The following is a 25,928-nucleotide window of genomic DNA, read 5'->3' on the forward strand; positions in this document are numbered from 1 at the left end:
GAGCGCTGGCCCGCCTGGCGATAAAATGATGGAACATCATGAACCCTAATTATTTGGATTTCGAACAGCCGATTGCCGATCTTGAAGCCAAAATAGAAGAGCTTCGAATGGTTGGTAACGACACTGACATCAACATCTCTGATGAGATCACACGGCTGAAAAAGAAAAGTGTCAGCCTCACCGAGAACATATTCTCTGATCTACACCCATGGGATGTCGCTCGCCTAGCACGGCACCCGCGCAGGCCTTATACCCTTGATTATATCGAGATGATCTTCGAAGATTTCGATGAACTCCACGGCGATCGCCGTTATGCGGACGATCAGGCCATTGTGGGCGGCACGGCCCGCTTGAACGACACGCCTGTGATGGTAATTGGCCATCAAAAAGGCCGCGAAGTACGGGACAAGGTGAAGCGCAACTTTGGTATGCCGCGCCCCGAGGGGTACCGCAAAGCCCTGCGCCTGATGGAAATGGCAGAGCGCTTTAGAATGCCCATCCTTACGTTTATAGATACACCGGGTGCTTATCCGGGCATAGGTGCGGAAGAGCGTGGCCAAAGTGAGGCCATTGCCTTTAACTTGGCTGTTATGTCGCGCCTCAAAACGCCGGTGATTTCAACGGTGATCGGCGAGGGTGGTTCAGGCGGAGCTCTTGCCATTGGTGTATGTGATCAGTTGAATATGCTGCAATATTCCACTTATGCGGTGATATCGCCGGAAGGCTGTGCTTCAATCCTTTGGAAAAGTGCTGAGTATGCCTCTTTGGCGGCTGAAGCCATGGGCGTAACGGCAGATAGGTTGAAGGATCTGGGGCTTGCAGATAACGTTATCAACGAGCCCTTGGGTGGCGCCCACCGTAATCCGGAACAAATGGCTGAATCCTTGCGCGAAACACTTGCAGGCGGGCTGGCAGAGCTAAGTCGCCTGCCTCTGGATGAGTTGGTCTCCCGGCGGTATGAGCGGTTAACCCGCTATGATACAGGGCGCTGAGCCCGTCCACGGGTATTCGTTTCCGGAGCCCTTGCTCTCACCGGTGAAAGCCATTTCTGGCTACCGGCAGCTTTGGGTCGCCCTCAGTGGCGGCCTTGACTCTACTCTTCTTTTGCACCTTGCTGCGCGCTGCCACTCCGGAGTGCGGGCAGTGCACATCAATCATCAGCTTCAGTCCAACGCGGGCGAAACGGAAGCTTTCTGCGAGAACCTGTGCGCTGAACTTAATGTGCCTCTCACAATACGGCCGGTGTCAGTTGAGTTGGGCGCAGGCCCAGGTGAAGGGCTTGAGGAAGCTGCGCGCAAAGCTCGCTATAGTGTGTTTGAAGCGCTTCTTGAATCTGGCGATGTGTTGTTGATGGCTCACCATGGTGATGATCAGGCTGAAACAGTTCTGTTTAGAATGTTCCGTGGCAGCGGTGTGGCGGGCCTTGCGGGTATGCCTGAGAGTCGCCCGTTGGGTAAGGGTCGTTTGGCCCGGCCGTTGCTGGGTGTTGAGCGATCAGAGCTTGAACGCCAAGCCCAAAATGCTGGACTTTCATGGGTTGATGATCCCAGCAACACTGATACAAAGTTCGACCGCAATTTTTTACGTTTAAGCATTCTACCGGCACTTAAAAAGCGCTGGCCCAGTTTGAACCAACGTTTGCGACACAGCGCTGAAGCCTGTTTCGAGAGCGATTTTCTGAACCAACGGCTGGCGGAGTTGCAGTGGCAAACGATCGGAGGAGGAGAGCGGCGCCTGCCGGTTGTCGGGCTGAGTGCTCTTTCGCTCCCGGAGCAGACAAATCTTCTCCGCTGGTGGATCCGTCGGGCTGGATATTACCCTCCTTCGGTTAACAACTGGCCGCAGGTGCTGAAGGATCTATTGCTGGCAGCAGACGACCGGTCGCCGGAGCTGAGAACGAACAATTATAGCCTTCGACGTTTTCTGGGTGAGCTGTGCTTGGTTCCGGAATTTCAATCTTTACCCAAGACGCCCCTAAAGCTCCAGCCTGACCAAACGGTGCACTGGGCAGAGTGGACGATTCGGTTGAATCGGGTATCTACTGCGAAAGCGGACTTTCCGCCTATACGGATATGTACGAGGCAGGGGGGTGAGCGCGTTCGTTTTCACGTTGATGGCCGGTCTAAATCACTTAAAAAGTGGTTTCAGGAGCAAGCGCTTCCCCCTTGGGAAAGGGGGCGCCTGCCCTTGATTTTCGCGGGTGTAACGGGGCAAGAGGAACTCATTGCGATTGGCGATTTATGGTGTTCTGGGCAATACTGCGGAAGCGCCCCTGCCGTAGGCTTGCGGCTGATTGTAGAGCGGGATTGTGATTGAGTCGCTAGGGGCTTTCTGGTAGTCTGGCGTCCCATCTTGAGATGACAATCTCCCTCCTTCACAGAACCTGATAATCATGGAATCTGCATGACGCGTTATATTTTCGTCACCGGCGGTGTTGTGTCTTCACTGGGGAAAGGTATCGCATCAGCCTCTTTGGCTGCGATCCTTGAGGCACGCGGCCTGAAGGTCACTATCCTCAAGCTGGACCCTTACATTAACGTGGATCCAGGCACCATGAGCCCGTTCCAGCACGGTGAAGTGTATGTCACCGAAGACGGCGCTGAAACCGACCTCGACCTTGGCCACTACGAGCGTTTTATTCGTACACCCATGAGCCGCCGTAATAACTTCACGGCTGGACGTGTTTATGAAGAGGTTATACGCAAAGAGCGTCGCGGCGATTACCTTGGCGGTACGGTTCAGGTTATTCCCCACATTACTGATGAGATCAAGCGTCGCGTCATCGAAGGCGCAGCCGGTGCCGATGTAGCTCTGGTTGAAGTGGGCGGCACTGTGGGTGATATTGAATCCCTGCCGTTTCTCGAAGCCTGCCGCCAGTTGAAAGTTGAAGTAGGCTCGTCTCGCGCCTTGTTCATGCACCTTACTCTGGTTCCGTACATTGCCACTGCTGGCGAAATCAAAACCAAGCCAACGCAGCACTCCGTAAAGGAAATGCGTTCTATCGGTTTGCAGCCGGATATCTTGCTGTGTCGCTCAGAACACGAAGTGGACGCAAGTTCACGCCGGAAAATTGCCCTGTTCACGAACGTGGAAGAGCGCGCGGTCATCCCGATGCGTGATGCCAAATCCATTTATGCCATCCCCCGGATGCTGCATGAACACGGGCTGGATCAACTCGTTATCGAGCGCTTCAATCTGGATGCGCGAGACGCGGATCTGAGCGAGTGGGACGATGTAGTCGAATCTCTGATGAATCCCGAGCAGGAAGTGACCATTGCCATGGTTGGCAAGTACATGGAATTGCTTGAGGCCTACAAGTCATTGATCGAATCTTTGCTGCATGCTGGCATCAAGACCCGCACCAAAGTGAAGATCAACTACATAGATTCCGAAGACATCGAGCGCGATGGTACTCAGGTACTTGAGAGCGCCGATGCTATTCTGGTTCCCGGTGGCTTTGGTGAGCGTGGTGTAGAGGGTAAGATTCTTACCGTTCAGTACGCCCGTGAAAATAAAGTTCCTTATCTGGGAATTTGTCTGGGTATGCAGGTTGCAGTGATCGAGTATGCACGCAACAAGGCCGGGCTCACAGATGCACACAGCACCGAGTTCCGTGAGCACACCCCGGAGCCGGTCATTGGCTTGATTACCGAGTGGCTCGATGCGACCGGCGAGCGCGAAGAGCGTTCAGATGATTCAGATCTTGGTGGCACTATGCGTCTGGGTGCTCAAGACTGCGTGCTGACTGAAGGCTCAACAATTGCCAACTGTTACGGCAGGAAAACCATTCGCGAGCGTCATCGACATCGCTATGAGGTTAATAACCACTTTCTGCCGCAATTGGAAGATGCAGGGTTGTTGGTTTCCGGGCGCTCTACAGATGGCAAGCTGGTTGAGGTGGTTGAAGATCCTCAGCACCCTTGGTTTGTTGCCTGTCAGTTCCACCCCGAATTTACCTCCACGCCACGGGACGGCCATCCACTGTTCAAGGGGTTTGTGGAAGCCGCGCTGGCGAAGCGTAAGGAATCCTGATCATGGCTCAGAGCACCGTTACTGTAGCTGATATCGACATCGCCAACGACAAACCGTTTGTTTTGTTTGGCGGCATGAACGTGTTGGAATCCCGGGATCTGGCGTTTGAGGTTGCTGAAAAATATGTTGAGGTGTGCACTGAGCTAAGCATTCCTTATGTATTCAAGGCCTCCTTTGATAAAGCCAATCGTTCTTCGGTCAATTCCTTCCGGGGGCCGGGTCTTGAGAAAGGCCTACAGATTCTGGCAGATATCAAAAGCAAATATGGTGTTCCGATTATTTCTGATGTTCATGAGCCAGGACAGGCGGCGCCTGCCGCTGAAGTATGTGACATCATTCAGTTGCCTGCTTTTCTGAGCCGCCAGACCGATCTGGTTGTTGCTATGGCAAAGACCGGCGCAGCAATTAACGTCAAGAAGGCTCAGTTTCTGGCGCCACAGGAAATGAAGCACATCATCACCAAGTGCGCCGAGGCGGGAAACGACCGGGTTATTTTGTGTGAGCGGGGCAGTAGCTTCGGTTATAACAACCTTGTGGTCGATATGCTTGGCTTTGGCATCATGAAGGCCATGAATGTGCCGGTAATGTTCGATGTAACCCATTCTCTGCAGATGCCGGGTGGCCGTTCCGATTCTGCCGGTGGTCGACGCGCTCAAGTGACTGATCTGGCGTTGGCTGGCATGTCTCAGGGCTTGGCTGGCCTGTTTCTGGAAGCTCACCCGAATCCGGATGAAGCCAAGTGCGATGGGCCGTGTGCTCTGCGCTTGAGCCAACTTGAACTGTTCCTGCAGCGAGTTAAGGCTGTAGACGACCTTGTGAAGAGCTTTAAACCTATCGACACCGCTTGAATGGCGGTGTTCGTGTTTTAGCCCTGGTGGCACGAGCAAGCTGGTAGGGCCTTACGAAACACGCTGTGAATACGTCCATGTACGCTTGGCTACGCCATCCATGGCTTCGCACAGTTTCGTAAGGCCCTACCAGCTCGCTCTTGATCAAACCTTTATAAATGACCTTGAAATTGTAAATCTGGAGACTTCCGAGAATGACCAAGATTGCCAACATTAAAGCCCGTGAGGTTATGGACTCCCGTGGTAACCCTACTGTCGAAGCAGACGTGATTCTCGAAGACGGTACGCTTGGCCGCGCTTGTGCACCCTCTGGTGCCTCCACCGGTTCTCGCGAAGCGCTGGAGCTGCGCGATGGCGATGCGTCACGTTATCTGGGTAAGGGCGTACTGAAGGCAGTTGAGGCCATTAACAGCAAGATCCGCACTGCGCTGCAGGGCAAAGATTCTGCTGATCAGCGTGGTCTGGACAACATTATGCTGGAGTTGGACGGCACGGAAAACAAAGCAAATCTGGGCGCTAACGCCATTCTAGCCGTGTCGCTGGCAGCGGCAAAAGCAGCAGCAGAGTCTCTGGGTAAGCCGCTTTACGAGCACATTGCTGACATCAACGGTACCTCTGGCAGGTTCAGCATGCCAGTGCCGATGATGAACATTTTGAATGGCGGTGAGCATGCGGATAATAACGTAGATATTCAAGAGTTTATGGTGCAGCCGGTTGCTGCCAAGAGTTTTTCTGAAGCTTTGCGTATCGGTGCCGAGATTTTTCACAGCCTGAAAAAAGTATTGCAGGCACAGGGCCTGAATACGGCAGTAGGCGATGAAGGCGGCTTTGCGCCTAACCTGCCGTCCAACGAAGCGGCTTTGGCCGTTATCAAGGAAGCCGTTGAGAAAGCCGGTTACAAGCTGGGTACAGATATTACTCTGGCTTTGGACTGCGCGGCTTCCGAGTTCTACAAGGATGGTCAGTATGTTCTGGCCGGAGAAGGTAAGAGCTTCGATTCCGCCGGCTTTGCCGATTACCTCGCGGGCTTGGCCGAGCGTTACCCGATTGTGTCTATCGAAGATGGTATGGACGAGAGTGATTGGGACGGCTGGAAAGTGCTAACCGACAAGATTGGCGACAAAGTACAGTTGGTGGGCGATGATTTGTTTGTTACCAACACCAAGATACTCAAGCGTGGCATCGACACAGGTGTGGGCAATTCCATTCTGATCAAGTTCAATCAGATTGGCAGCCTGAGTGAGACTCTGGATGCCATTAAGATGGCACAGGATGCCGGGTTTACGGCGGTTATTTCTCACCGCTCCGGTGAAACCGAAGATACGACGATTGCGGATCTTGCGGTTGCTACCTGTGCCGGTCAGATCAAAACCGGTTCTTTGTGTCGTTCGGATCGGGTTGCTAAGTACAATCAGTTGCTGCGTATTGAAGAGGCGCTCGATGGCAAGGCTCCTTATCGTGGTCTAAGTGAGATCAAGGGGCAGGGCTGAGAATAACAGCTTCCGTTTTGGCCTTTAATCCTTTAGATTTTAGGTAACAGAATGTTAAGGCCGTCGTTTTTTGAATGAAAATTCAATCACGACGGCCTTTTTGTCCAATTAGTTAGAAGAATTTGTTGCGAATCTACTCTAAGGTCTATACTTACCACTCGGTGTATGATTTTTGATCGTTTTAACCCCTGAACGGAATCGGTATTAATGAAGTTGCTCTGGGCTTTCATGGTTGTTCTCATTCTCCTTCTGCAGGTGCGCCTGTGGGTTGGGGAGGGCAGCTTTGCGCAGGTCTGGACGTTGGAGCAGTCAATTGCCGAGCAGCGAGGGGAGAATGCTGAGCTGTCCACACGCAATGCGCGTTTGTATGCGGAGGTGCGTAACCTTCGTAATGAGCAAGGTGCGGTGGAAGAGCGAGCTCGGATGAATCTGGGGTTGATTCGCAATGATGAGACTTTCTTTCTTGTCGTTGAGCAGTGACTTTTTAATTTGAGCACAGAGCGGCAGGGAAGTTCTTTCCAAGACACGCTATGAACACTTCCCTGTGCGCTTGACGGTGGCCATCCTTGGCCACCGACAGTCTTGGAAAGAACTTCCCTGCCACTCTCTCAACAACGTGCGTAACTCTCATGAGTGACTCTAAACTCTGGTTGATTGTTCCCGCCGCAGGCATTGGTCAGCGCATGCAGGCTGAATGCCCCAAGCAGTACCTCCGTATTAACAATCGTTTTATTCTGGATATCACACTGTCGCGATTGTTGGATACCGGTCGTTTTACCGGCTGCATGGTTCCGTTGAATGCGTCAGATCATTGGTGGCCAGAATCAGATGCGAGTAATGATAATCGTATTCAGACCTGTAGCGGCGGCGCGGAGCGGGCGGATTCTGTGCTCTCGGCACTGCACGCTCTCAAAGAACAGGTGGCTGCCGATGACTGGGTGCTGGTTCACGATGCGGCTCGTCCTTGTGTTCACCCGGCCGATCTTGCGAATCTTGTTTCAACACTGGCGGAACATCCTGTAGGTGGCCTGTTGGCGGCTCCGGTTGCGGATACGCTTAAAAGGGCGGATTCCGGTGGTTTACCTGAAGTTTCTGAAACGGTGGATCGTAGCCAGCTTTGGCGAGCGCTTACGCCGCAGATGTTCCGTTATTCTATGTTGGTTTCGGCGTTGGAGACTGCTCTGCAAGAGAAGCAGCCAGTTACGGATGAGTCCTCTGCGATGGAGTTTTCCGGTAATATGCCAGTTCTGGTGGAAGGTCGGCCGGATAATATCAAGATTACTGTACCTGCTGATCTGGATCTTGCCGGCTTTATTCTTAGTCGGTTCTGAGTTTTCTGGTTTTCCCGGAGTTGTTTATGCGAATTGGTCAGGGCTTTGATGTTCATGCCTTCGGCGAAGGCAATGCCGTTATTCTTGGTGGTGTTTCCATTCCTTACAAGCAGGGCCTGAAAGCCCATTCTGATGGCGATGTGTTGCTGCATGCTTTAGCAGATGCTCTGTTGGGTGCGGTTGCTCTGGGGGACATTGGTCACTTGTTCCCGGACACAAGTAATGAATGGGCTGGAGCTGATAGCCGAGATTTGTTGCGTCGGGTTATGGCCCGAGTAAGCGAGGAGGGTTTTTCGGTGCTCAATGTTGATACAACGATTATCGCGCAAGCGCCTAAGATGGCTCCACACGTTGAGGCTATGCGGTTAAATATTGCGGAGGATCTGGGCATTCCCGCCAGCCGTGTAAGTGTTAAAGCAACCACCAGTGAACGTCTTGGTTTTACCGGCCGAGGAGAAGGTATTGCTTGTCAGGCCGTTTGTTTGCTTGAGCCGGTGGCCTCTTGAGCGGTACAAATAGTGGCGTGAGAAGCTGGCGGTTGGACTGGCCAGTATCCGGAGGTAAGCGCGTAGCCAGTGCCCAGTTGAAGACTGCCCCGGAAGATTTTCGGGTAAGTGAGGTGTTGGAGGAATTCGCGGAGCAAGCGAAGCCGTTCGGATCTAGTGGTGTTGCTGGAGATGGGGAGCACCTGTGTTTGTATATCGAAAAAACCGGAGATAACACGGAATTTGTGGCTGGAGAGCTCGCAAATTTGGCTGGCTGTCGGTCTTTTGATGTGGGGTTCTGTGGGCTTAAGGATAGACACGCGGTTACCAGACAATGGTTCAGCATTTACCGCCCCGGTATGATGGACGAGGATGCTGCTCTGATTGAGCGCGTATCTGAGCGCTGGCCTGTAAGGTCCGCCTACCGTAGTGTGCGTAAGTTGCGTCGTGGCGATCACCAAGGTAATCACTTTGTGATTATGCTACGGCAGGTAGGAGCCGAGCGTGACATGATTGAAAGCGCCCTTGCTCGTCTTAAGGCACAGGGTGCTCCCAACTATTTTGGCCCTCAGCGTTTCGGTTTTGCCGGTGGCAATCTGGATCGGGCCGTTCATATTGATCCTTCCACATTGAACCGCCGTAGCGGGCAAGGTAAGCGTAGAGGGCGAGGGCCAAATAGGTCTGGCGGTGGCAGAGACGGGCGGAAAAACGTATTGTACTTTTCGGCTGCCCGCTCTTGGTTATTTAACGAAGTTCTTGCCTCTCGGGTCGCTGACGGCAGTTGGCGCAGCCCAATGCCGGGAGAGCCACTAGACATTGCAACTGGCCCGTTATGGGGTGATGGCGGTACTAATGCTGTTGGTGAGGTTGAGCTGCGAGAGCGGCAAGTTGTAGCCCAGACACCCGATTTAGCTTCGTTGTTTCTAACGACCCGAATGAAGCCAGAGCGCCGTTCTCTGGTGTCTATGCCACAGAATTTTAGCTGGCTCTGGCTGGACGACGGTGGTTTGGAACTGGAGTTTTTTCTGGAACCGGGGCAGTACGCGACCACGGTTTTGAGTGATATTTTTGAGCTTGAGGACATGAGCCTCGGCCAACATAACAAACAACACGGCTAGACTGCGTTCCCCGAGAAAACAATGGTCCGCAAGGTTTGGTTAGCGATTTATTGGAGAGCGCTGTGCGTATTCTGTTGTCAAACGATGATGGTGTTCATTCACCAGGGCTGATCGCCCTATATGAAGGCCTCAAAGGTCTGGGTGATCTTGAAGTAGTCGCACCGGATAGGGATCACAGCGGAGCGAGCAACGCTTTAACGCTTAATCGGCCCTTAACGGTTGAACAACATCCCAATGGTTTCCGTTCCATCGACGGCACGCCAACAGATTGTGTGCATCTTGCAGTTAATGGTTTGTTTTCAAAGCCTTTTGATCGTGTGGTTTCTGGTATCAATACCCACGCTAATTTGGGTGACGATATTATTTATTCCGGCACCGTTGCGGCAGCCACAGAGGGCCGCCATCTCGGGTTGCCAGCTATTGCCGTTTCCTTAGTGAGTGAGGGCCGCAACCATTATGATACGGCTGCCAGAGTTGTGCGCATGCTTCTCGAAGGCGAGCGTCCGCTTGTGTTGGGGCCGCGCTCCATCCTCAATGTGAATGTACCGGATGTGCCTTGGGAAGAACTGGCGGGCTTTCGGGTTACCCGATTGGGGGATCGTGAGCGTGCTGAAGGTGCGGTTCCTATGACCTGTCCGAGAGGCAAAGAACGCTATTGGATTGGGGCAGCAGGCAAAGGCGGCGATGCAGGTCCCGGAACTGACTTTCATGCGGTTGCACAAGGCTATGTGTCGCTTACCCCGGTACACATCGATATGACCCGCCACGAAGCCTTGGTGTCTCTCCGTTCCTGGGTGGACTCCCTTCAGGCCTCCATGGGGGATGGTGCGTGAGTGGTGAGCTTCAAGGCATAGGGATGACCTCTCGGCGCACGCGTATGCGTTTGGTGCAGCGTCTCAAAGAGTCAGGTATCGAATCAGATCGGGTACTGGAAGTCATGGGGGAGGTACCACGTCATATTTTCCTTGATGAGGCATTGTCGCACCGGGCTTATGAAGACACGGCACTGCCAATCGGCTATGGGCAGACGCTATCGCAGCCATATATTGTGGCACGCATGACTGAGCTACTGCTTCGGCACCAGCCAGATAAAGTATTGGAGTTGGGCACCGGATCTGGCTATCAAACAGCTGTGCTATCCCAGCTTTTTGATCAAATTTATAGTGTAGAGCGGATCAAACCACTTCAGGATCGTGCTCGGGATCGCTTGCGGCAGCTCAGCATCCGAAATGTCATGCTCAAGCATGCTGATGGTGGCATGGGGTGGCCTGAACGAGGCCCGTTTGACGGCATTATTGTTACTGCCGCACCTATGGAGGTTCCTGCGGAGCTTTTGGACCAGCTTGCTGATGGCGGCGTGTTGGTTGCGCCTGTTGGGGAAGAGCATCAGGTGCTTGTTGAAGTGATACGAAACGGCGATAAGTTTGATCGACGAGAGCTGGAGCCCGTCCGTTTCGTTCCTTTGCTTGGCGGGGTTGTCCGTTGATTAGTCCGCAACAGGGGGGGGTAGTTGAAGGTGCCGGCCGCAAACAGCATCCCGCCTCGGTGTTCTTGAGAGGGATGGCAATGGGAGCAGCGGATATTGTCCCCGGCGTATCCGGCGGCACCATAGCGTTCATTACAGGTATTTACTTCCGGCTTCTGGAGGCTGTTAACGCGGTTCCCGGTGCAGTGTTCAGGGATTTATTTAAAGGCAATTTAAGAGCATTTTGGCAGTCGTGCGATGGTGGTTTTCTCGCCACTCTCCTGCTGGGTATTCTTTTGAGCATTGCCACGCTGGCCTCTGGAATCACCTACATGCTGGCTGAGTATCCCATTTTGATCTGGAGTTTTTTCTTTGGGTTGATTCTTGCCTCTGTTTGGCATGTCGGACGCCAGGCTCGGCATTATCGAGCATCGCTGCTCGCTCCCCTCATTTTAGGTGTTGTGGTTGCCTGGTGGATCACGACCTTGACTGTTGGGCAGCTTAACCCGTCAGCAATGACGTTTTTTGCAGCTGGCGCTGTGGCAATATGCGCGATGATTTTGCCCGGTATCTCAGGGAGCTTCATTCTGGTTATTATTGGAATGTATGCACCGGTTCTTGCAGCGATAAAATCCCTTGATATCGCTTATTTGTTACTGTTTATGGCAGGCTGTTTAGTGGGACTGTTGTCGGTTGCAAGGCTCATAACTTGGGCTTTTCATAAGTTTCATGACCACGTGCTGGCGCTGCTTACGGGCTTTATGATTGGTGCCTTGAACAAAGTCTGGCCATGGAAGGAAACCTTAAGTTGGCGAACCAGCAGTTCGGGCGAACAGGTACCCTTAAGTGAGATTAGCGTCAGCCCTTGGGCATTTGCGGATCTCACCCACCAGGATCCGGAAATTTTCATGGCGCTTGTTATGGCTGGCGTGGGTATTGGGCTTGTTTTGCTTGTTGAATGGCTAGGTGAGCGCTACTCGCAAGCAAAGCTGCCGGTAAGCGATAACCCTCGCTAAAACGGTGTTACCTTTTCAGGCATACCTTTGTTTCCACCCGTAACAAAGGCTATGCCGGGTAACAGAGATGGCCAGTGAGTAACTTGGTTTTGTTCCCAAAATGTGCAATAAATTAGCGGGTTACTTTTGAAACTTCAGGATCTTCTTTGATCAGATTCAGAGCCTGCACAGATTAATTATAAACGGGCCGGTGGTATTGCTGTGAGACTGTTACGTGGTCCAGCTCAAGCCGCGTTGTCGGCTTTTCCGCGGTTCCTTTTTGGTGCCCTGCGTCCCTTGTGGGTTTCTAAAAACGGTAAGTTCTGGGTTTTTCTGCTCCCATTTTTGCTTCTATCCAGTGCGATGAGTGGCTGCAACACTCAAGCAATTCATCAGGATGATATATACAACCCGCCGGTTTACTGGGGACGCCACGTGGTGCGCCAGGGCGAGACGCTGTACGGTATTGCCTGGACCTACGGCCGCGATTACAAAGAGCTGGGAAGCGCCAATGGGATCAGCCCGCCGTGGACTATTCGGCCTGGTCAGGTGCTGCGTTTAGATCTGCGCGGAAAGGCACAGCCAAGCAATAAATCAAGTACAACGGCGCGGGCTTCTCGGCCGACTGCGACGACTACTGCAAGGTCGCCACGGGCAAAACCACCTGTGCCAACACCGCAAAACTCTCGAAAACCTGCTGTTACCCGCAAGCCTGACACCTCTGCACCCTTGGCCTCCAGAACCCAAACGGTAGCCAACATTCCATGGCGTTGGCCGCACTCTGGCACCGTAATTGCTAGTTATTCAGCATCCGGAAAAGTCAACAAAGGCGTTGATATTGCCGGGAAAGCCGGGGATGCTGTAAGAGCTGCCGCAGACGGGAGTGTGGTCTACGCGGGCAACGGTTTGCTTGGTTATGGTAATTTGATTATTGTGAATCATAACGAACGATACCTGAGCGCTTACGCGCACAACCGGAAGATTTTGGTAAGCGAAGGAGAGGGGGTTAAAGCCGGTCAGGTTATAGCAGAGCTTGGCAGCAGTGGTGCAGAAAGGCCGATGCTACATTTTGAAATTCGAAAAAATGGAAATCCGGTCGATCCAACCCATTATTTGCCGCCACGCTAGTTATAACTACGGCACTACAAATAAGAAAAAATGGTGGCAAGGGTGTTTAAGCTAGCCATTGAAGACGTCCTGAAAGAAATGAAATAACCAATGTCCGCAACAATAAAAAGTATCGGGCAAAATCCAGGATTATTGAAAGGCGGTGCAAAGATATGTCAGCAGAACAAGAAGATATCATTATCGATCGTGTAGCAGATGTTGATGAGCCCGAGGATCAGTTGCTCGCAGAAGAAAAAACCGACAAAGCTGCCCCAGAGGCTGCCGAAGTCGACGGAGAGCTTTCCGCCAGAACGCGTTATTACAGCAGCTCAAACTCAAAACAGCTGGACGCCACTCAGCTTTACCTTAATGAAATCGGTTTTTCACCACTCCTAACCCCGGAAGAAGAGGTTTATTTTGCACGCCTTGCGCGCAAAGGAGAGGAGTCTGGTCGTAAGCGAATGATTGAGAGCAACCTTCGGTTAGTGGTAAAAATTGCTCGTCGCTATGTGAACCGTGGCCTTACCCTGTTGGATTTGATTGAAGAGGGTAATCTGGGCCTGATTCGTGCGGTTGAAAAGTTTGATCCGGAGCGAGGCTTCCGTTTCTCAACCTATGCAACGTGGTGGATTCGCCAGACAATAGAGCGGGCCATTATGAATCAGACCCGCACTATTCGGTTGCCTATTCATGTTGTTAAGGAACTTAATCTTTATCTGCGGGCGGCTCGTGAGCTGACGCAGAAGCTTGACCATGAACCTTCGGCGGAAGAAATCGCCAAGATGGTGGACAAGCCGGTTAATGACGTAAAGCGAATGCTGGGTTTAAATGAACGTGTTGCTTCCATGGATACGCCTATCGGTGCTGGTGGTGAGAAATCTCTGCTAGACACTGTCGCGGATGAAGGTGCGTCTGATCCTGCAGATGTGTTGCAGGACAACAACATGAGCGCCTGTATCGGGAAGTGGATAGACCAACTGAGTGAAAAGCAGCAGGAAGTTTTATCCCGACGGTTCGGGCTTCGGGGATACCCGGTCAGCACCTTGGAAGAAGTTGGGCAGGAAATCGGCCTAACCCGTGAGCGCGTTCGCCAAATTCAGGTAGAAGCGCTGCGGCGCTTACGCGAAATTCTGGAGAAAGAAGGCCTGACTGGTAATCTATTGTTTAAATAGTTTTTCCTTCCCTTCACTCAAAGCGCTGGCCATGTTTCATGGCTGGCGCTTTTTGTTTTGGGCGTTAGGAAAAACAACTCTAAAAAAGTATCCCAGCAAATGAGAACCAGACGGCGCTTTGTCCCAATAAGACATTGTTACAATAGGTAAGTCGGGAGCTAAGGATCTGTACCCGGCGACGAATGAACTCTCATAATAATGACTGAAAAGGAAAGGACTATGAAGAAGGCGTTTTTGACGAGCTTTGCATCCCTGATGCTTGCAGCCACACTCTCAGCTCCTGCTTCGGCGCTAACGGTTGGCGGTGTCGACGTCCCGGATACCTATACTGCTGGCAGCACCGAGCTTCAATTGAATGGCGCTGGCACACGCTCCAAGTTTTTCATGGATCTGTATGTCGGTAGCCTTTATGTGTCTCAGATGCAGAAAGATGGCAACGCCGTAGTTGAAGCTGATGAGCCTCAGGCGATCACACTGCATATTACATCAGGGATGATCACCAGTGATCGTATGACTGAAGCAACTATGGAAGGGTTTGAAGCTTCAACTGATGGTGATATGTCTTCGGTTAAAGCAGAAATCGACCAGTTTATGTCAGTGTTTAAAGAAGAAATCAAAGAGGGCGACGTATTTGATCTAGTATACGTGCCAAACGAAGGCGTAAAAGTCCTGAAAAACGGTGAACAAAAGGACACTGTGGGTGACCTAGCCTTCAAAAAAGCCTTGTTTGGCATTTGGCTTTCTGACGATCCTGCGCAGAAGAGCCTGAAAGAAGAGATGCTGGGTCAGTAGTAGAGCGGCGTCAGTACTTCATTAAAAAGCCGGCAGAAGCCGGCTTTTTAATGGGTAATGCGGTCGTTTACAAGTAGTCGTTTTTGTCCTTGAACTCGCATAGGTCTTCAATAATGCAGGCGCCGCATCTCGGCTTTCGTGCCACGCAGGTGTAGCGTCCATGCAGTATCAGCCAATGATGAGCGTCCATTAGAAATTCTTTTGGTACCAGCCGCATTAAGCGTTTTTCTACCTCCAATACGTTTTTACCCGGTGCGATACCCGTGCGATTGGATACCCGGAAAATGTGAGTGTCTACTGCCATGGCGGCTTGCCCAAAAGCCGTGTTCAGCACTACATTTGCGGTTTTTCGGCCAACACCTGGCAAAGCTTCTAGATCTTCACGGTTATCAGGCACAACGCTGTCGTGCTTTTCGATCAGTATGCGGCAGGTTTTGATAACGTTTTCGGCTTTGCTGTTAAACAGCCCGATGGTCTTTATGTAGCTCTTCAGTCCATCTACGCCTAGCGCCAGTATGGCTTCCGGGGTATTGGCTACCGGGTAAAGCTTGTCTGTTGCTTTGTTAACACCAACATCAGTTGCTTGAGCAGAGAGTATAACGGCAATTAACAGTTCAAACGGGTTGCTGTAGTTCAGCTCTGTTGTCGGATGCGGATTGGCTTCCCGTAATCGAGAGAAGATTTCAATACGTTTGGCTTTGTTCATGGTGTTCCGTTATCGCTCTGCCGACAGATCATGAGACGTTTCCAGTCACGCGCACACGCTTGCTGCCGGGTGTTGTTGCTGGTTGGGCTGTCTTTTTGCGTTCTTTGAGATGGGTGTCAATGCCGTTCTTTAACGCTATTAGTAAGCCCAGGCCCACAAAAGCGCCGGGTGGCAATACCATGAACAGCATATCTGGATAGTTGGCAAATGGCGTTATGACCCAATCTGCAGCCATGGGGCCGAGCAGAAGGTGCATATCAACAAACAGTGTGCCTTGGCCGATCAGCTCGCGCATGCCACCCAGGATGATAAGTACCACAAGAAAACCTGCGCCCATCATGGCGCCGTCAAGCAGTGCAGGACCTGGGGCATTGCGGGATGCAAAAGCATCGGCACGGCCAAGAATGGCACAGTTGGTGACGATGAGTGGGATAAATATGCCGAGAATCTGGTACAGCTCGTAGGTATAAGCCTGCATCAGTAATTCTGCACAGGTTACAAAGGAGGCGATGATCATCACGAATGCAGGCAGGCGCACGGACTCGCTAACAAAATTTCGAATCAGCGAAACAGCGAGATTTGAACCCATGAGCACCATCAGGGTTGCCAGCCCAAGGCCAATCGCGTTAACCACAGTGCTGGTGACCGCAAGAAGAGGGCAAAGTCCCAATACCTGCACCAGAGCAGGGTTGTTGTCCCAGAGCCCGTCGCGAACGATTTCACTGGAGGTCTTGGTTGCCATTGTTAGGGTTGCTCCACATTCAGTGATTCATCGGTAAGGTCTCCGGGGGTAACCACAGGGCCTTTCCCTGACGGAGTGCTATTCAGTTGTGCCCGAATAACCTGTTGGTTCTGCCGGAAATACACCAGTGATTTTTGTACCGCTTTCACTACAGCTCTGGGAGTAATGGTAGCACCGGTGAACTGGTCGAAAACGCCACCGTTCTTTTTAACATTCCATTCCCGGGGTGCTGGATTTCCCAAAGAGCGCCCTTCGAATCCTTTAACCCAATCGGATTTTCGGGTTTCAATCCGATCGCCCAACCCCGGGGTTTCTTTGTGCTGAATCACTCGCACGCCCAGAACAGTGCCTTCGAGATCAATGCCGACAAGTAGTTTGATGGTGCCTGAATAACCGTCCGGTGCAGTTGCAGGCATGATCATCCCAACCGGCTCGCCGTCCTGGCGTGCAACCCATACGGTTACTGGCCCATCAGTTGCTAGCCGGTCACTAGCTGGGAGAGACAAGGTGTCTTTTAATAGATCGTTGTTGTGATCGCTCTCAGGAATAATTTCAAATAACGCTTTGGCTTCTGCTCTAGCAGCCTGCTCCTTGATGCGTTCGTTTGTGAGCGCCTGAGTAAACGCAATGGTGCCGCCGGTAACAACTGCAAATATGCCAAGACCGATAGCGCTGCGACGAATGGATTGAGTCATGGTTGCCATGGTCAGTTCCTTCCTCCGCCGGGCAGCCCGCGACGGGCTTTGTGGTGGCCATAGGTTCTTGGTGGCGTGTAGTGATCGATAAAGGGCACAGCAAAGTTCATCAACAAAACACTAAACGCCACAGCATCGGGATAGTTGCCCCAGCTTCGGATCAGGTAGATAAGCACGCCGATACCCGCTCCATAAATCAATTTTCCCTGATGGCTGGTCGCCGCGGAGACTGGGTCGGTTGCGATGAAAAATGCACCAAGCATAGTGCCACCAGCCAGCAGGTGCAGTGACAGTGGCGCATATAGGTCCTCATTACTACCAAACGCCAGGCTCATAACAACCAGTGCGCCCAGAAAAGCCACTGGAATATGCCAAGTGATGATTTTTAGGCCTATCAGTACAAGCCCGCCGACTAGAAAAGCTGCGTTGACCCACTCCCAGCCTTTGGCAAAGCCTTCCCCAAATGTTGGGTGGGCAAGAACTTCATCTGCAGTATGGGTTGCAATCTTATGTTTGTATTCGTCCAGCGGTGTGGCCATGGTCCAGCCATCAACTGCTGTTTGTTTTGCCGAGGCGATTACCGAAAGCGTGTCTGCAAAACTGGGTGCCTTATCCCAAAGTAGTGCAGGCTCCGCCCAGTTGGTGGTCATGGCAACCGGGAACGAAATAAGCACCAGTGCATAGCCGACCATCGCAGGATTGAATGGATTTGAGCCGAGCCCGCCATAAAGTTGTTTAGCGATCACAATGGCTGAAATAACCGCCACCCCAGATACCCACCATGGCGCAAACTGGGGTAGGGAAAGCCCCAACAAAAGACCGGTAACAGCGGCAGTATTGTCCTTGAGAATAAACGCAACTGGCTTGTTGCGTAGCTTGAGGATGGCGGCTTCTGAAGCCAAGGCAATGGCGATACACCATACAACGTTTATGATATTGCCCCAACCAAAAAATAGAGTCTGCGCAAGTAAGCCGGGTAGGGCTGCAAGTATGACCCAAAGCATCACCTTCGAAGTTGGGCGCGCACTGCGGGCATGGGGTGAAGACTGTTGAACAAACGCCATGAAGATCGAGCCTGGTTCGGGTTATTCGGTGGGTTGGGATTCGGGCTGGTTCGCCAGTATTTTGCGCGCGTCCGCTAAGGCCTCTTCTGCCCGCTTTACCCGGTCATGATTCTTGGTGACAGCACGTTCCAGTTTGTCCACGTTGTCGGCTTGTTGTGCTTTCGCATCCTCAAGCATGGCCTGCATAGTTTCCAGTTTGGACTGTGCCTGAGCAAACTGCTTTTCCAGTGCCTCTATATCGGGTTTTTCCTGAGCTGGCTCAGAGGGTGCGGCTGCTTTCGAGTCACTGGCTTCAGTTTTGGCTTTTTTCCGTGCTAGTGCCTGCTCCACCAAAGCGGATTTTGCGGCTCGTTCGTCCACTGCTTCTCCGTTGGCGGCGGCCCTTTCAGCCTCCGCTTTTTTGTTGGCCTGAGCTTCGGCAGCGGCCTTGGCGCGCTCCTTGCGACGCAGCTCCTTCTCTTGCTGCTCGCGCTCAAGCCTTTGCTGTCGTGCCTCAAAACGCTCGCGTGCACGGTCTGCCTTGAGCTGCTCCGCCCGCTGCACACGAATCTCGCCTTTGGCGTAACGGTAATACTGCACGAGCGGAATGGAACTGGGGCAAACATAAGAGCAGGCGCCACATTCGATGCAGTCGAAGAGGTTTAAATGTTCGGCTTTCTCAAACTCGGTTGCCTTGGCGTGCCAGAACAGTTGCTGGGGTAGCAGTTCCATGGGGCAAACTTCTGCACACTGACCACAACGGATGCAGGCTTGCTCCGGCGGAGGTGCGGGCAACTCGTCGGCAACCGCTGCGATGATGCAGTTCGTGGTTTTGATAACCGGAACTGCTGTTGTGGTTAGGGTATAGCCCATCATAGGTCCGCCAAGAATCAGGCGGCTGACGCGATCCTGTTGTAGGCCTGCCTGATCCAGTAGGTAATTCAAAGGCGTACCCAGTAAAACCTCAAAATTGCCCGGATTCTTGACGGCTTCCCCCGTTACCGTTACAACTCGACTGATAAGCGGTGAGCCTTCAAAAATAGCTTTGGCTACAGCAACGGCGGTTCCCACGTTCTGGCACATAACACCTATGTCTGCCGGAATACCCCCGCTGGGTACTTCCATACCGGTGAGAATCTGGATGAGCTGTTTTTCGCCACCGGAAGGGTATTTTGTCGGGATAACGGCTAGTTCAATTTGTGTACCTTGGGTTGCTTGACGCAGTGCCGCTGCAGCTTCTGGTTTGTTATCTTCAATGCCGATTACACAACGCTCGGGGCGCAGGATCCAAGCCATCACCTTTAAACCGGCAACAACATCATTGGCGCGCTCACGCATGGTCATATCATCAGCGGTAATATAGGGCTCGCACTCGGCGCCATTGAGGATCAGCGTGTCTACTTTGCGATCTCTGGGTGGTCTCAGCTTTATATCCGTTGGGAAGCCAGCGCCGCCCATGCCTGAAACACCCGCTGAATGAATGATGGCAAGGGCTTCATCCCGCTCGAGGCTGCGATAGTCACTAATAGGATAACGTTCGCACCATTCATCTTTGCCATCGGGCTTTAAAACAATGCACCTGTCGGCCATGCCGGAGGGATGGGGTACCGGATAATCGCCTATGCTTTCAATTGTGCCAGACGTTGGCGCATGTACCGGAACGCCTATGCCGTAGCTAACGTCGGCAACTTTTTGGCCTTTCAGTACAAAATCGCCAACTGCCACTGTTGGTTCCGCAGGCGCACCGATATGCTGCTGCAATGGCAGCACGAGTTGTCCGGGAATGCCTGCGGATTGAATGGGCCGACTGGTCGAACGCTCTTTGTTTTCTGCGGGGTGAATGCCGCCGCTAAAGTCCCAAAGCTTGATGGTGGAGGACATCAGGAGTTCGCCTCCTGTTTGTCTGTGGTGATAATTCGAGGCTGGGACCAAGTCCAGCCGCGAATATCCGGCTCAATGGTGATCATATCAATACAGTCAACGGGGCACGGCTCCACACACAAATCACAGCCTGTGCATTCGCTTTCGATAACCGTGTGCATGTGTTTAGCGGCACCGAGAATGGCATCCACCGGACAAGCCTGAATGCATTTCGTGCAGCCTATGCATTCGTCTTCCCGGATGACGGCAACTGTTCGGGCTTGTTCCACCCCGTGTTCGGCATCCAGAGGCTGGGGCTCTACATCTAAAAGATCGGCAAGAGCGTTAATGGTGGACTCACCGCCAGGTGGGCATTTGTTGATAGCGCCACCGTCGGCAATGGACTCGGCATAGGGGCGACAACCGGGATACCCGCACTGGCCGCATTGGGTTTGGGGTAGCAACGCATCAATCTGGTCTACCAGCGGGTTGCCTTCGACTTTGAAACGCTCTGATGCAAAGCCCAGCAAGGCGCCAAACACCAAGGCGAGGCCAAGCAGGGCCAGAACAGCGATAACAATGCCTGTCCACATAAAAACGAGTCTCCGTTAAACGCTGACTAGGCCGGTGAAGCCCAGAAACGCCAGTGACATCAACCCTGCGGTAACCATGCCGATAGCCGCCCCCCGGAAAGCGATGGGGACATCGGCCACGGCAATGCGCTCGCGCATAGCGGCGAACAGCACCAGCACCAGCGAAAAACCGGCAGCGGCGCCAAAACCGTAGAGTACTGATTCAACGAAGTTGTTGTTTTTATTCAGGTTAAGAAGTGCTACGCCGAGTACTGCGCAATTGGTGGTAATCAACGGCAGGAAAATACCCAGCACGCGATAGAGTAGAGGACTGGTCTTACGAACAACCATTTCAGTGAACTGAACCACCACCGCAATAACCAGAATGAAGGTGATGGTTTTAAGAAACACCAAATCCAGAGGCGCTAGCAAGTAGGTGTAAGCAAGATAACTGCAAACGGATGACAGGGTTAGCACAAACGTGGTGGCCAAAGACATGCCCATGGCCGTTTCCAGCTTGCCTGAAACCCCCATAAAGGGGCACAAACCAAGAAACTGAACCAACACAAAGTTGTTCACCAGAATGGTGCTGACCAATATCAGTAAATACTCTGTCATTGTTGCATCATCATTGCGTTATCGGAGCCTACTGCCGCGACCTCTGTTTACATTACCCGCATGCCGGGTGTCGCACCCGAATCCGGAGACAGGATGAAAATATCCTTGCCACCGGGGCCAGCCGCCAGAACCATGCCCTCAGACATACCGAACTTCATTTTCCGGGGCTTCAGGTTGGCGACCATCACAGTCAGACGACCCTCAAGATCTTCTGGCTTATAAGCAGACTTGATACCAGCAAACACATTGCGTTCGCCATGCCCTAGATCAAGCGTCAGACGAAGAAGCTTATCCGCACCTTCAACATGCTCGGCTTTGACAATTTTGACGACCCTGAGATCCACTTTTGCGAAATCATCGAATTCGATCTCGTCTGAAATCGCTTCGTTATTGTCGGATTTAGCGGGTTGTGCCGGTTTGCCGGTCGCCGCAGGCATTTCTTCTTTCGACGCATCCAGCATTTTTTCGATCTGCGCCATATCCACCCGGCTCATCAGCGGCTTGAACTTGCTGATGTTGTGGTCTTCAAGCCGCTCGCTGCGACTGTTCCAGTCCAGCTTTGCATTCAGGAACTCCTCGGATGCTTTGGCTGTCTCTGGCAGTACCGGCGCAAGATAGGTCATTAATAAGTGGAACATGTTGAGGGCATTGGTACAGATAGCCTGCAACTTTTCATCTTGACCCTCCTGCTTGGCTACCACCCAAGGCTGCTCATCATTTACGTATTGGTTGGCAATATCGGCCAATTCCATAATGCGACGCATGGCGCGGCCAAATTCCCGGGCCTCGTAGAAGGCTTCTAGATCCTCACCTGCTTCGATGAACTCCTTCAGCTTTTCGTGCTCGGTCACTGTTCCAAGCTTTCCATCGAAACGCTTGGTGATGAAGCCTGCACTGCGGCTGGCAATGTTGACTACTTTACCCACGAGATCCGAATTCACTCTGGCGGCAAAGTCCTCCAGATTAAGGTCCATATCGTCCACACCGCCAGTTAGCTTGGCAGCGAAGTAATAGCGCAGATACTCAGGGTTTAGGTGGTCCAGATAGGTGCGGGCCATAATGAAAGTGCCACGGGATTTGGACATCTTTTTGCCATTAACCGTCACAAATCCATGTGCCCAAACTGCCGTTGGCGTGCGGAAGCCAGCGTCATGCAGCATCGCTGGCCAGAACAAAGCGTGGAAGTTGATGATGTCTTTACCAATGAAGTGATAAACCTCAGCCTTGGAGTCCACCTTCCAAAAGTGCTCGAAATCCACATCTTCTCGATTACAAAAGTTTTTGAAGCTGGCGAGATAGCCAATAGGTGCATCCAACCAAACATAGAAAAACTTACCGGGAGCATCCGGGATTTCAAAGCCAAAATAGGGCGCATCACGGCTGATGTCCCACTCTTGCAAACCTGCATCCAGCCATTCAGCAAGCTTATTGGCCACTTGTGGTTGCAAGGCCCCGCTGCGGGTCCATTGGGTCAGGAAGTCGGTGAACTCCGGCAACTTGAAGAAATAGTGCTCCGACTCCTTTTCGATGGGCGTAGCGCCGGATACCGCAGAGCGGGGATTAATCAGCTCAGCAGGCGTGTAAGTTGCACCGCAGGCCTCACAGTTATCACCATACTGGTCGTCTGCTTTGCACTTAGGGCAGGTGCCTTTGATAAACCGATCTGCGAGAAACATGTTCTTCTCGGGATCAAAAGACTGAGTAATTTTACGCGTCGCAATGTTGCCGTTCTTCTGCAACTGGCGGTATATGTATTCGGAGAAATAGCGATTCTCCTCCGAATGGGTGGTGTAGTAGTTGTCAAAACGGATATGGAACCCGCTGAAGTCCTGCTGGTGCTCCTCACGGATTCGGTCGATCAGCCGCTCGGGCGTAATACCCTCGCGCTCGGCACGGAGCATAATCGCTGTGCCGTGGGCGTCATCCGCGCAAACGTAGTAGCAAGTATGGCCTCGCATATTCTGATAGCGCACCCAGATATCCGTCTGAATGTATTCCAGCAGATGGCCTAGGTGAATGGGGCCATTGGCGTAGGGCAGGGCGCTGGTAACCAAAATATCGCGCTGTTGCTGTGAACTCGCTTGCGTCATGGTGTGTCCGAACCTTTCATCAGAATAAGGGTTGTATGGTCAGAAACGGGCTCAGATGATACCTTTCAAGCAGATATTTTTCACCCGAAACACCTGTTTTCATGCTGAAAAAAGCAGCATGAGCTTATTCCGGAGAGCCAAATGACACAGATTTCAGAGCAGGCCCTGCAGGCGGCGGTTCGTGAATACCGAGACCCGTACCTAGAAAAAGACCTTTACGACTTGGGTGCCGTAAAGTCACTGGTTGCGGATGAGGCAGGTAAAGTAACGTTGATGGTCGAACTACCATACCCATCAAAAGGCATCGCAGGCGGCCTGAAACAACTGGTCGCCAATGCTTTGGAAAACGTCGGCGGCGTTGAATCCGCCGAAGTTCACGTAGGCCAGAAAATACACTCCTACAAAGTCCAGAAAGACCTGCCATCTGTTCCCGGCGTCAAAAACATCATCGCCGTTGCCTCTGGCAAAGGCGGTGTCGGAAAATCCACCACTGCCGTCAACCTTGCTCTCGCCCTTCAAGCAGAAGGCGCCCGCGTAGGCGTACTCGACGCCGACATCTACGGCCCGAGCATCGGCATGATGCTCGGTGTACCCGAAGGCAAACGCCCCGGCGTGCGTGAAGAAAAATACTTCCTGCCCATGGAAGCCCACGGCCTCCAAACCATGTCCATGGCCTTCGTAACCACCGACAAAACCCCCATGGTATGGCGCGGCCCCATGGTTAGCGGCGCGGTTATGCAACTCTTGCAGCAAACCCTCTGGGATGAACTCGACTACTTAATCGTCGACATGCCCCCCGGCACCGGCGACATCCAACTCACCCTAGCCCAGAAAGTGCCGGTCACCGGCGCAGTCATCGTCACCACCCCTCAGGACATAGCCTTGCTTGACGGTAAACGCGGCATAGAAATGTTCCGCAAAGTTGAAATTCCGGTGCTGGGCGTTGTGGAAAACATGAGCGTACACATCTGCAGCAACTGCGGCCACGAAGAACACCTGTTCGGCGACGGCGGTGGTGAGCGGATTGCCGATGAATACGAAACAACCCTGCTGGGCCAATTACCCCTGCACATGACCATCCGCGAACAGACTGATGGAGGTAAACCTACAGTGGTTGCCGTGCCGGATTCCGAAGTGGCACTGCGCTACCGGGATATTGCTCGCCGGGTTGGTGCTGAATTATCGACAAGGGAGCGGAATCTTAGCGGCGCGATTTCAAGTGTGTCTGTAAAGACGCGGTAACTTAAGACGTGGGTTGGACGGCGTGCTGCACATAGGCTAATTCATGGACGCGGCAGGCAACTCATTGATTTGATCGCAGGCGCGGGAAAGGCGGTTCAAAAATGTCGTAGGCCAGGGATGGCCGGAGACAAGCCCACATGGATGTGCTCGAAGCGGTTTTTGAACCGCCTTTCCCGTGACTGCAGCCACCAAATCAAAAAGGCTCCAGGTCACGGCGCCAAGCTTCGACAGAACCAAACCGAACAGGTAAACTACGCCCCAATTTTCCCAGTGGATACGAGACTTCGCCATGAGCATCAAAGCCGATAAATGGATTCGCCGGATGTCCGAACAACACCGCATGATCGAACCCTTCGAAAGCGGTCAGGTCCGTGAAACTGAAAAAGGCCGAATCATCTCCTACGGCACATCAAGTTACGGCTACGACGTACGTTGCAGCAACGAGTTCAAAATCTTCACCAACGTGCACTCCGTAACCGTCGACCCCAAAAACTTCGACGAAAAAAGCTTCGTAGACTTCACCGGCGACGTCTGCATAATACCGCCGAACTCCTTTGCCCTAGCGCGCACAGTCGAGTACTTTCGCATCCCCCGTAGCGTACTTACCGTCTGCCTGGGTAAATCCACCTACGCACGCTGCGGCATTATCGTAAACGTTACCCCGCTGGAGCCCGAGTGGGAAGGCCACGTAACGCTCGAATTTTCTAACACCACAAACCTACCAGCAAAAATTTACGCAAACGAAGGCATCGCTCAGATGCTCTTCTTTGAGTCTGACGAAATCTGCGAAACCAGCTACAAGGATCGGGGTGGCAAATACTTCGGCCAAACCGGCGTGACCTTGCCAAAAACATGAACGCCAACCAGTTTCTCAAAGCGGTTTCCCAACTGCAGGGATGGCGCGAATGCGCTTTCCTGCTGGCACTTGCCGAGCGCTCATTCCCGAATTACGCACTGTTTGCAGACGCCGTAGGCCTGAAAACCGGCGGCAAAATGCACCAAATTCTGGAACTTGCCTGGGGCTTGCTGCAAGAGGATGTAGCAGAAACTGCTATTCCACAACTGTTGGTAAAGCTCGAAGCCTTGTCGCCCGATGTAGAGGCCTATGATGCCTACGGCGTATACCCAGCGTTCGATTTTTGCCAGCTTTTGGAACAGGCGCTCCTAAACCGCTTGAACCCCTCGAAGCATCGAGCCACAGAAGCATCGCAGTTGGCGACAAGCACCGTTATGAGCTTTATTGAGCTGTCAGAAGGCGAGGGGTTTGAAGAAGACGAGCTTGTTCGCGTGCTGGACTCACACCCCTTGATGAAAGAAGACAAAGCCTTCCAGCGTGATCTTGTCTTAGCACTGAAGCGCCAGCGCACACCAGTAGAGCAATTTATTGAAGAACTCCGAGTAAACGCGGCAAACGAAGGCGTTAGTAACCTCGGTATCTCGCTGGGGGATTAACGCGCCCACGGCCATGTATTATAGCCTCGCAGCCCCATTTATTATTCAGCTTTGACCTTATGGATGTAAGCCC

The 25,928-nt window shown here is 52.5% G+C and carries 26 protein-coding genes; 18 read left to right on the top strand and 8 right to left on the bottom strand.

Annotation, left to right across the window (positions count from 1 at the left end; genetic code table 11):
- The first annotated feature begins 38 nt into the window (after nucleotides 1–38).
- The 15 genes from accA (at nucleotide 39) to MWU62_RS12660 (ending at nucleotide 14,835) form a co-directional block, all read left to right on the top strand.
- Nucleotides 39–992, top strand: a complete 954-nt coding sequence (gene accA, locus MWU62_RS12590) for an acetyl-CoA carboxylase carboxyl transferase subunit alpha (protein WP_247115249.1) — start codon at nucleotides 39–41, stop codon at nucleotides 990–992.
- Nucleotides 976–2,316: a tRNA lysidine(34) synthetase TilS gene (gene tilS / locus MWU62_RS12595; protein WP_247115250.1), complete on the top strand. Its 1,341-nt coding sequence runs from the start codon at nucleotides 976–978 to the stop codon at nucleotides 2,314–2,316. Before accA ends, tilS begins: the two co-directional genes overlap by 17 nt.
- An 87-nt stretch (nucleotides 2,317–2,403) precedes the next feature.
- Nucleotides 2,404–4,032: a CTP synthase gene (locus tag MWU62_RS12600; protein ID WP_247115251.1), complete on the top strand. Its 1,629-nt coding sequence runs from the start codon at nucleotides 2,404–2,406 to the stop codon at nucleotides 4,030–4,032.
- 2 nt (nucleotides 4,033–4,034) lie between these two features.
- Nucleotides 4,035–4,880, top strand: coding sequence for a 3-deoxy-8-phosphooctulonate synthase (gene kdsA, locus MWU62_RS12605; protein ID WP_247115252.1), 846 nt, complete (start codon nucleotides 4,035–4,037; stop codon nucleotides 4,878–4,880).
- A gap of 194 nt (nucleotides 4,881–5,074) precedes the next feature.
- Nucleotides 5,075–6,370 (top strand): phosphopyruvate hydratase, encoded by a 1,296-nt coding sequence (eno, locus tag MWU62_RS12610; RefSeq protein WP_247115253.1) that lies wholly within the window; start codon nucleotides 5,075–5,077, stop codon nucleotides 6,368–6,370.
- A 207-nt stretch (nucleotides 6,371–6,577) separates the two neighbouring features.
- Nucleotides 6,578–6,850: a septum formation initiator family protein gene (locus MWU62_RS12615; protein WP_247115254.1), complete on the top strand. Its 273-nt coding sequence runs from the start codon at nucleotides 6,578–6,580 to the stop codon at nucleotides 6,848–6,850.
- A 149-nt stretch (nucleotides 6,851–6,999) separates the two neighbouring features.
- Complete coding sequence (ispD, locus tag MWU62_RS12620; RefSeq protein ID WP_247115255.1) at nucleotides 7,000–7,701, top strand: 2-C-methyl-D-erythritol 4-phosphate cytidylyltransferase; 702 nt, start codon at nucleotides 7,000–7,002, stop codon at nucleotides 7,699–7,701.
- A gap of 26 nt (nucleotides 7,702–7,727) precedes the next feature.
- Nucleotides 7,728–8,207 (top strand): 2-C-methyl-D-erythritol 2,4-cyclodiphosphate synthase, encoded by a 480-nt coding sequence (gene ispF / locus MWU62_RS12625; protein ID WP_247115256.1) that lies wholly within the window; start codon nucleotides 7,728–7,730, stop codon nucleotides 8,205–8,207.
- Nucleotides 8,204–9,304: a tRNA pseudouridine(13) synthase TruD gene (locus MWU62_RS12630; protein WP_247115257.1), complete on the top strand. Its 1,101-nt coding sequence runs from the start codon at nucleotides 8,204–8,206 to the stop codon at nucleotides 9,302–9,304. Before ispF ends, MWU62_RS12630 begins: the two co-directional genes overlap by 4 nt.
- Before the next feature lie 62 nt (nucleotides 9,305–9,366).
- The gene (surE, locus tag MWU62_RS12635; protein ID WP_247115258.1) at nucleotides 9,367–10,137 is read left to right on the top strand and encodes a 5'/3'-nucleotidase SurE; all 771 of its coding nucleotides are present in this window, start codon (nucleotides 9,367–9,369) and stop codon (nucleotides 10,135–10,137) included.
- Entirely contained in the window at nucleotides 10,134–10,790 is a 657-nt protein-coding gene (locus MWU62_RS12640; RefSeq protein ID WP_247115259.1) for a protein-L-isoaspartate(D-aspartate) O-methyltransferase, read from the top strand. The genes surE and MWU62_RS12640 overlap by 4 nt, the downstream gene beginning before the upstream one ends.
- A gap of 74 nt (nucleotides 10,791–10,864) precedes the next feature.
- Entirely contained in the window at nucleotides 10,865–11,785 is a 921-nt protein-coding gene (locus MWU62_RS12645; protein WP_348645649.1) for a DUF368 domain-containing protein, read from the top strand.
- A gap of 342 nt (nucleotides 11,786–12,127) precedes the next feature.
- The gene (locus MWU62_RS12650; RefSeq protein WP_247115372.1) at nucleotides 12,128–12,892 is read left to right on the top strand and encodes a peptidoglycan DD-metalloendopeptidase family protein; all 765 of its coding nucleotides are present in this window, start codon (nucleotides 12,128–12,130) and stop codon (nucleotides 12,890–12,892) included.
- Between the two features lie 152 nt (nucleotides 12,893–13,044).
- Nucleotides 13,045–14,043 (top strand): RNA polymerase sigma factor RpoS, encoded by a 999-nt coding sequence (gene rpoS, locus MWU62_RS12655; RefSeq protein ID WP_247115260.1) that lies wholly within the window; start codon nucleotides 13,045–13,047, stop codon nucleotides 14,041–14,043.
- Nucleotides 14,044–14,262: 219 nt separating this feature from the next.
- Complete coding sequence (locus MWU62_RS12660) at nucleotides 14,263–14,835, top strand: chalcone isomerase family protein (RefSeq protein WP_247115261.1); 573 nt, start codon at nucleotides 14,263–14,265, stop codon at nucleotides 14,833–14,835.
- 67 nt (nucleotides 14,836–14,902) lie between these two features.
- On the opposite strand, the gene nth is transcribed toward MWU62_RS12660, so the two are convergent.
- The 8 genes from nth to metG are packed head-to-tail and all read right to left on the bottom strand — an operon-like array spanning nucleotide 14,903 to nucleotide 23,161.
- Nucleotides 14,903–15,541 (bottom strand): endonuclease III, encoded by a 639-nt coding sequence (gene nth / locus MWU62_RS12665; RefSeq protein WP_247115262.1) that lies wholly within the window; start codon nucleotides 15,539–15,541, stop codon nucleotides 14,903–14,905.
- A gap of 28 nt (nucleotides 15,542–15,569) precedes the next feature.
- Entirely contained in the window at nucleotides 15,570–16,283 is a 714-nt protein-coding gene (locus MWU62_RS12670) for an electron transport complex subunit E (RefSeq protein ID WP_247115263.1), read from the bottom strand.
- A gap of 2 nt (nucleotides 16,284–16,285) precedes the next feature.
- On the bottom strand, nucleotides 16,286–16,987 hold the full coding sequence (rsxG, locus tag MWU62_RS12675) for an electron transport complex subunit RsxG (protein ID WP_247115264.1): 702 nt from the start codon (nucleotides 16,985–16,987) through the stop codon (nucleotides 16,286–16,288).
- 2 nt (nucleotides 16,988–16,989) lie between these two features.
- Nucleotides 16,990–18,042 (bottom strand): electron transport complex subunit RsxD, encoded by a 1,053-nt coding sequence (gene rsxD / locus MWU62_RS12680; protein ID WP_247115265.1) that lies wholly within the window; start codon nucleotides 18,040–18,042, stop codon nucleotides 16,990–16,992.
- A gap of 21 nt (nucleotides 18,043–18,063) precedes the next feature.
- Nucleotides 18,064–19,902 (bottom strand): electron transport complex subunit RsxC, encoded by a 1,839-nt coding sequence (rsxC, locus tag MWU62_RS12685; protein WP_247115266.1) that lies wholly within the window; start codon nucleotides 19,900–19,902, stop codon nucleotides 18,064–18,066.
- Nucleotides 19,902–20,474 carry an electron transport complex subunit RsxB gene (gene rsxB / locus MWU62_RS12690; RefSeq protein WP_200366309.1) on the bottom strand — a complete coding sequence of 191 codons (573 nt, stop codon included), beginning with the start codon at nucleotides 20,472–20,474 and terminating at the stop codon, nucleotides 19,902–19,904. Before rsxB ends, rsxC begins: the two co-directional genes overlap by 1 nt.
- Nucleotides 20,475–20,489: 15 nt before the next feature.
- Nucleotides 20,490–21,071, bottom strand: a complete 582-nt coding sequence (rsxA, locus tag MWU62_RS12695; protein WP_247115267.1) for an electron transport complex subunit RsxA — start codon at nucleotides 21,069–21,071, stop codon at nucleotides 20,490–20,492.
- A gap of 47 nt (nucleotides 21,072–21,118) precedes the next feature.
- The gene (gene metG / locus MWU62_RS12700) at nucleotides 21,119–23,161 is read right to left on the bottom strand and encodes a methionine--tRNA ligase (protein ID WP_247115268.1); all 2,043 of its coding nucleotides are present in this window, start codon (nucleotides 23,159–23,161) and stop codon (nucleotides 21,119–21,121) included.
- 141 nt (nucleotides 23,162–23,302) lie between these two features.
- Here metG and apbC point away from each other — a divergent pair, with 141 nt between their 5' ends.
- From apbC to MWU62_RS12715, 3 genes are all read left to right on the top strand, one after another.
- On the top strand, nucleotides 23,303–24,403 hold the full coding sequence (apbC, locus tag MWU62_RS12705; RefSeq protein WP_247115269.1) for an iron-sulfur cluster carrier protein ApbC: 1,101 nt from the start codon (nucleotides 23,303–23,305) through the stop codon (nucleotides 24,401–24,403).
- Nucleotides 24,404–24,692: 289 nt separating this feature from the next.
- On the top strand, nucleotides 24,693–25,259 hold the full coding sequence (gene dcd / locus MWU62_RS12710; protein ID WP_200366294.1) for a dCTP deaminase: 567 nt from the start codon (nucleotides 24,693–24,695) through the stop codon (nucleotides 25,257–25,259).
- Entirely contained in the window at nucleotides 25,256–25,855 is a 600-nt protein-coding gene (locus MWU62_RS12715; RefSeq protein ID WP_247115270.1) for a YjaG family protein, read from the top strand. The genes dcd and MWU62_RS12715 overlap by 4 nt, the downstream gene beginning before the upstream one ends.
- Nucleotides 25,856–25,928 lie beyond the last annotated feature (73 nt).

It is taken from the genome of Marinobacter sp. S6332 (genome assembly GCF_023016045.1).
Lineage (GTDB): Bacteria > Pseudomonadota > Gammaproteobacteria > Pseudomonadales > Oleiphilaceae > Marinobacter.

Bases quoted from the DNA above. Each gene is read 5' to 3' on its own strand.
- accA (WP_247115249.1), top strand. From the start codon at position 39: ATGAACCCTAATTATTTGGATTTCGAACAGCCGATTGCCGATCTTGAA.
- tilS (WP_247115250.1), top strand. From the start codon at position 976: ATGATACAGGGCGCTGAGCCCGTCCACGGGTATTCGTTTCCGGAGCCC.
- MWU62_RS12600 (WP_247115251.1), top strand. From the start codon at position 2,404: ATGACGCGTTATATTTTCGTCACCGGCGGTGTTGTGTCTTCACTGGGG.
- kdsA (WP_247115252.1), top strand. From the start codon at position 4,035: ATGGCTCAGAGCACCGTTACTGTAGCTGATATCGACATCGCCAACGAC.
- eno (WP_247115253.1), top strand. From the start codon at position 5,075: ATGACCAAGATTGCCAACATTAAAGCCCGTGAGGTTATGGACTCCCGT.
- MWU62_RS12615 (WP_247115254.1), top strand. From the start codon at position 6,578: ATGAAGTTGCTCTGGGCTTTCATGGTTGTTCTCATTCTCCTTCTGCAG.
- ispD (WP_247115255.1), top strand. From the start codon at position 7,000: ATGAGTGACTCTAAACTCTGGTTGATTGTTCCCGCCGCAGGCATTGGT.
- ispF (WP_247115256.1), top strand. From the start codon at position 7,728: ATGCGAATTGGTCAGGGCTTTGATGTTCATGCCTTCGGCGAAGGCAAT.
- MWU62_RS12645 (WP_348645649.1), top strand. From the start codon at position 10,865: ATGGCAATGGGAGCAGCGGATATTGTCCCCGGCGTATCCGGCGGCACC.
- MWU62_RS12650 (WP_247115372.1), top strand. From the start codon at position 12,128: ATGAGTGGCTGCAACACTCAAGCAATTCATCAGGATGATATATACAAC.
- rpoS (WP_247115260.1), top strand. From the start codon at position 13,045: ATGTCAGCAGAACAAGAAGATATCATTATCGATCGTGTAGCAGATGTT.
- MWU62_RS12660 (WP_247115261.1), top strand. From the start codon at position 14,263: ATGAAGAAGGCGTTTTTGACGAGCTTTGCATCCCTGATGCTTGCAGCC.
- nth (WP_247115262.1), bottom strand. From the start codon at position 15,541: ATGAACAAAGCCAAACGTATTGAAATCTTCTCTCGATTACGGGAAGCC.
- MWU62_RS12670 (WP_247115263.1), bottom strand. From the start codon at position 16,283: ATGGCAACCAAGACCTCCAGTGAAATCGTTCGCGACGGGCTCTGGGAC.
- rsxG (WP_247115264.1), bottom strand. From the start codon at position 16,987: ATGGCAACCATGACTCAATCCATTCGTCGCAGCGCTATCGGTCTTGGC.
- rsxD (WP_247115265.1), bottom strand. From the start codon at position 18,042: ATGGCGTTTGTTCAACAGTCTTCACCCCATGCCCGCAGTGCGCGCCCA.
- rsxC (WP_247115266.1), bottom strand. From the start codon at position 19,902: ATGTCCTCCACCATCAAGCTTTGGGACTTTAGCGGCGGCATTCACCCC.
- rsxB (WP_200366309.1), bottom strand. From the start codon at position 20,474: ATGTGGACAGGCATTGTTATCGCTGTTCTGGCCCTGCTTGGCCTCGCC.
- rsxA (WP_247115267.1), bottom strand. From the start codon at position 21,071: ATGACAGAGTATTTACTGATATTGGTCAGCACCATTCTGGTGAACAAC.
- metG (WP_247115268.1), bottom strand. From the start codon at position 23,161: ATGACGCAAGCGAGTTCACAGCAACAGCGCGATATTTTGGTTACCAGC.
- apbC (WP_247115269.1), top strand. From the start codon at position 23,303: ATGACACAGATTTCAGAGCAGGCCCTGCAGGCGGCGGTTCGTGAATAC.
- dcd (WP_200366294.1), top strand. From the start codon at position 24,693: ATGAGCATCAAAGCCGATAAATGGATTCGCCGGATGTCCGAACAACAC.
- MWU62_RS12715 (WP_247115270.1), top strand. From the start codon at position 25,256: ATGAACGCCAACCAGTTTCTCAAAGCGGTTTCCCAACTGCAGGGATGG.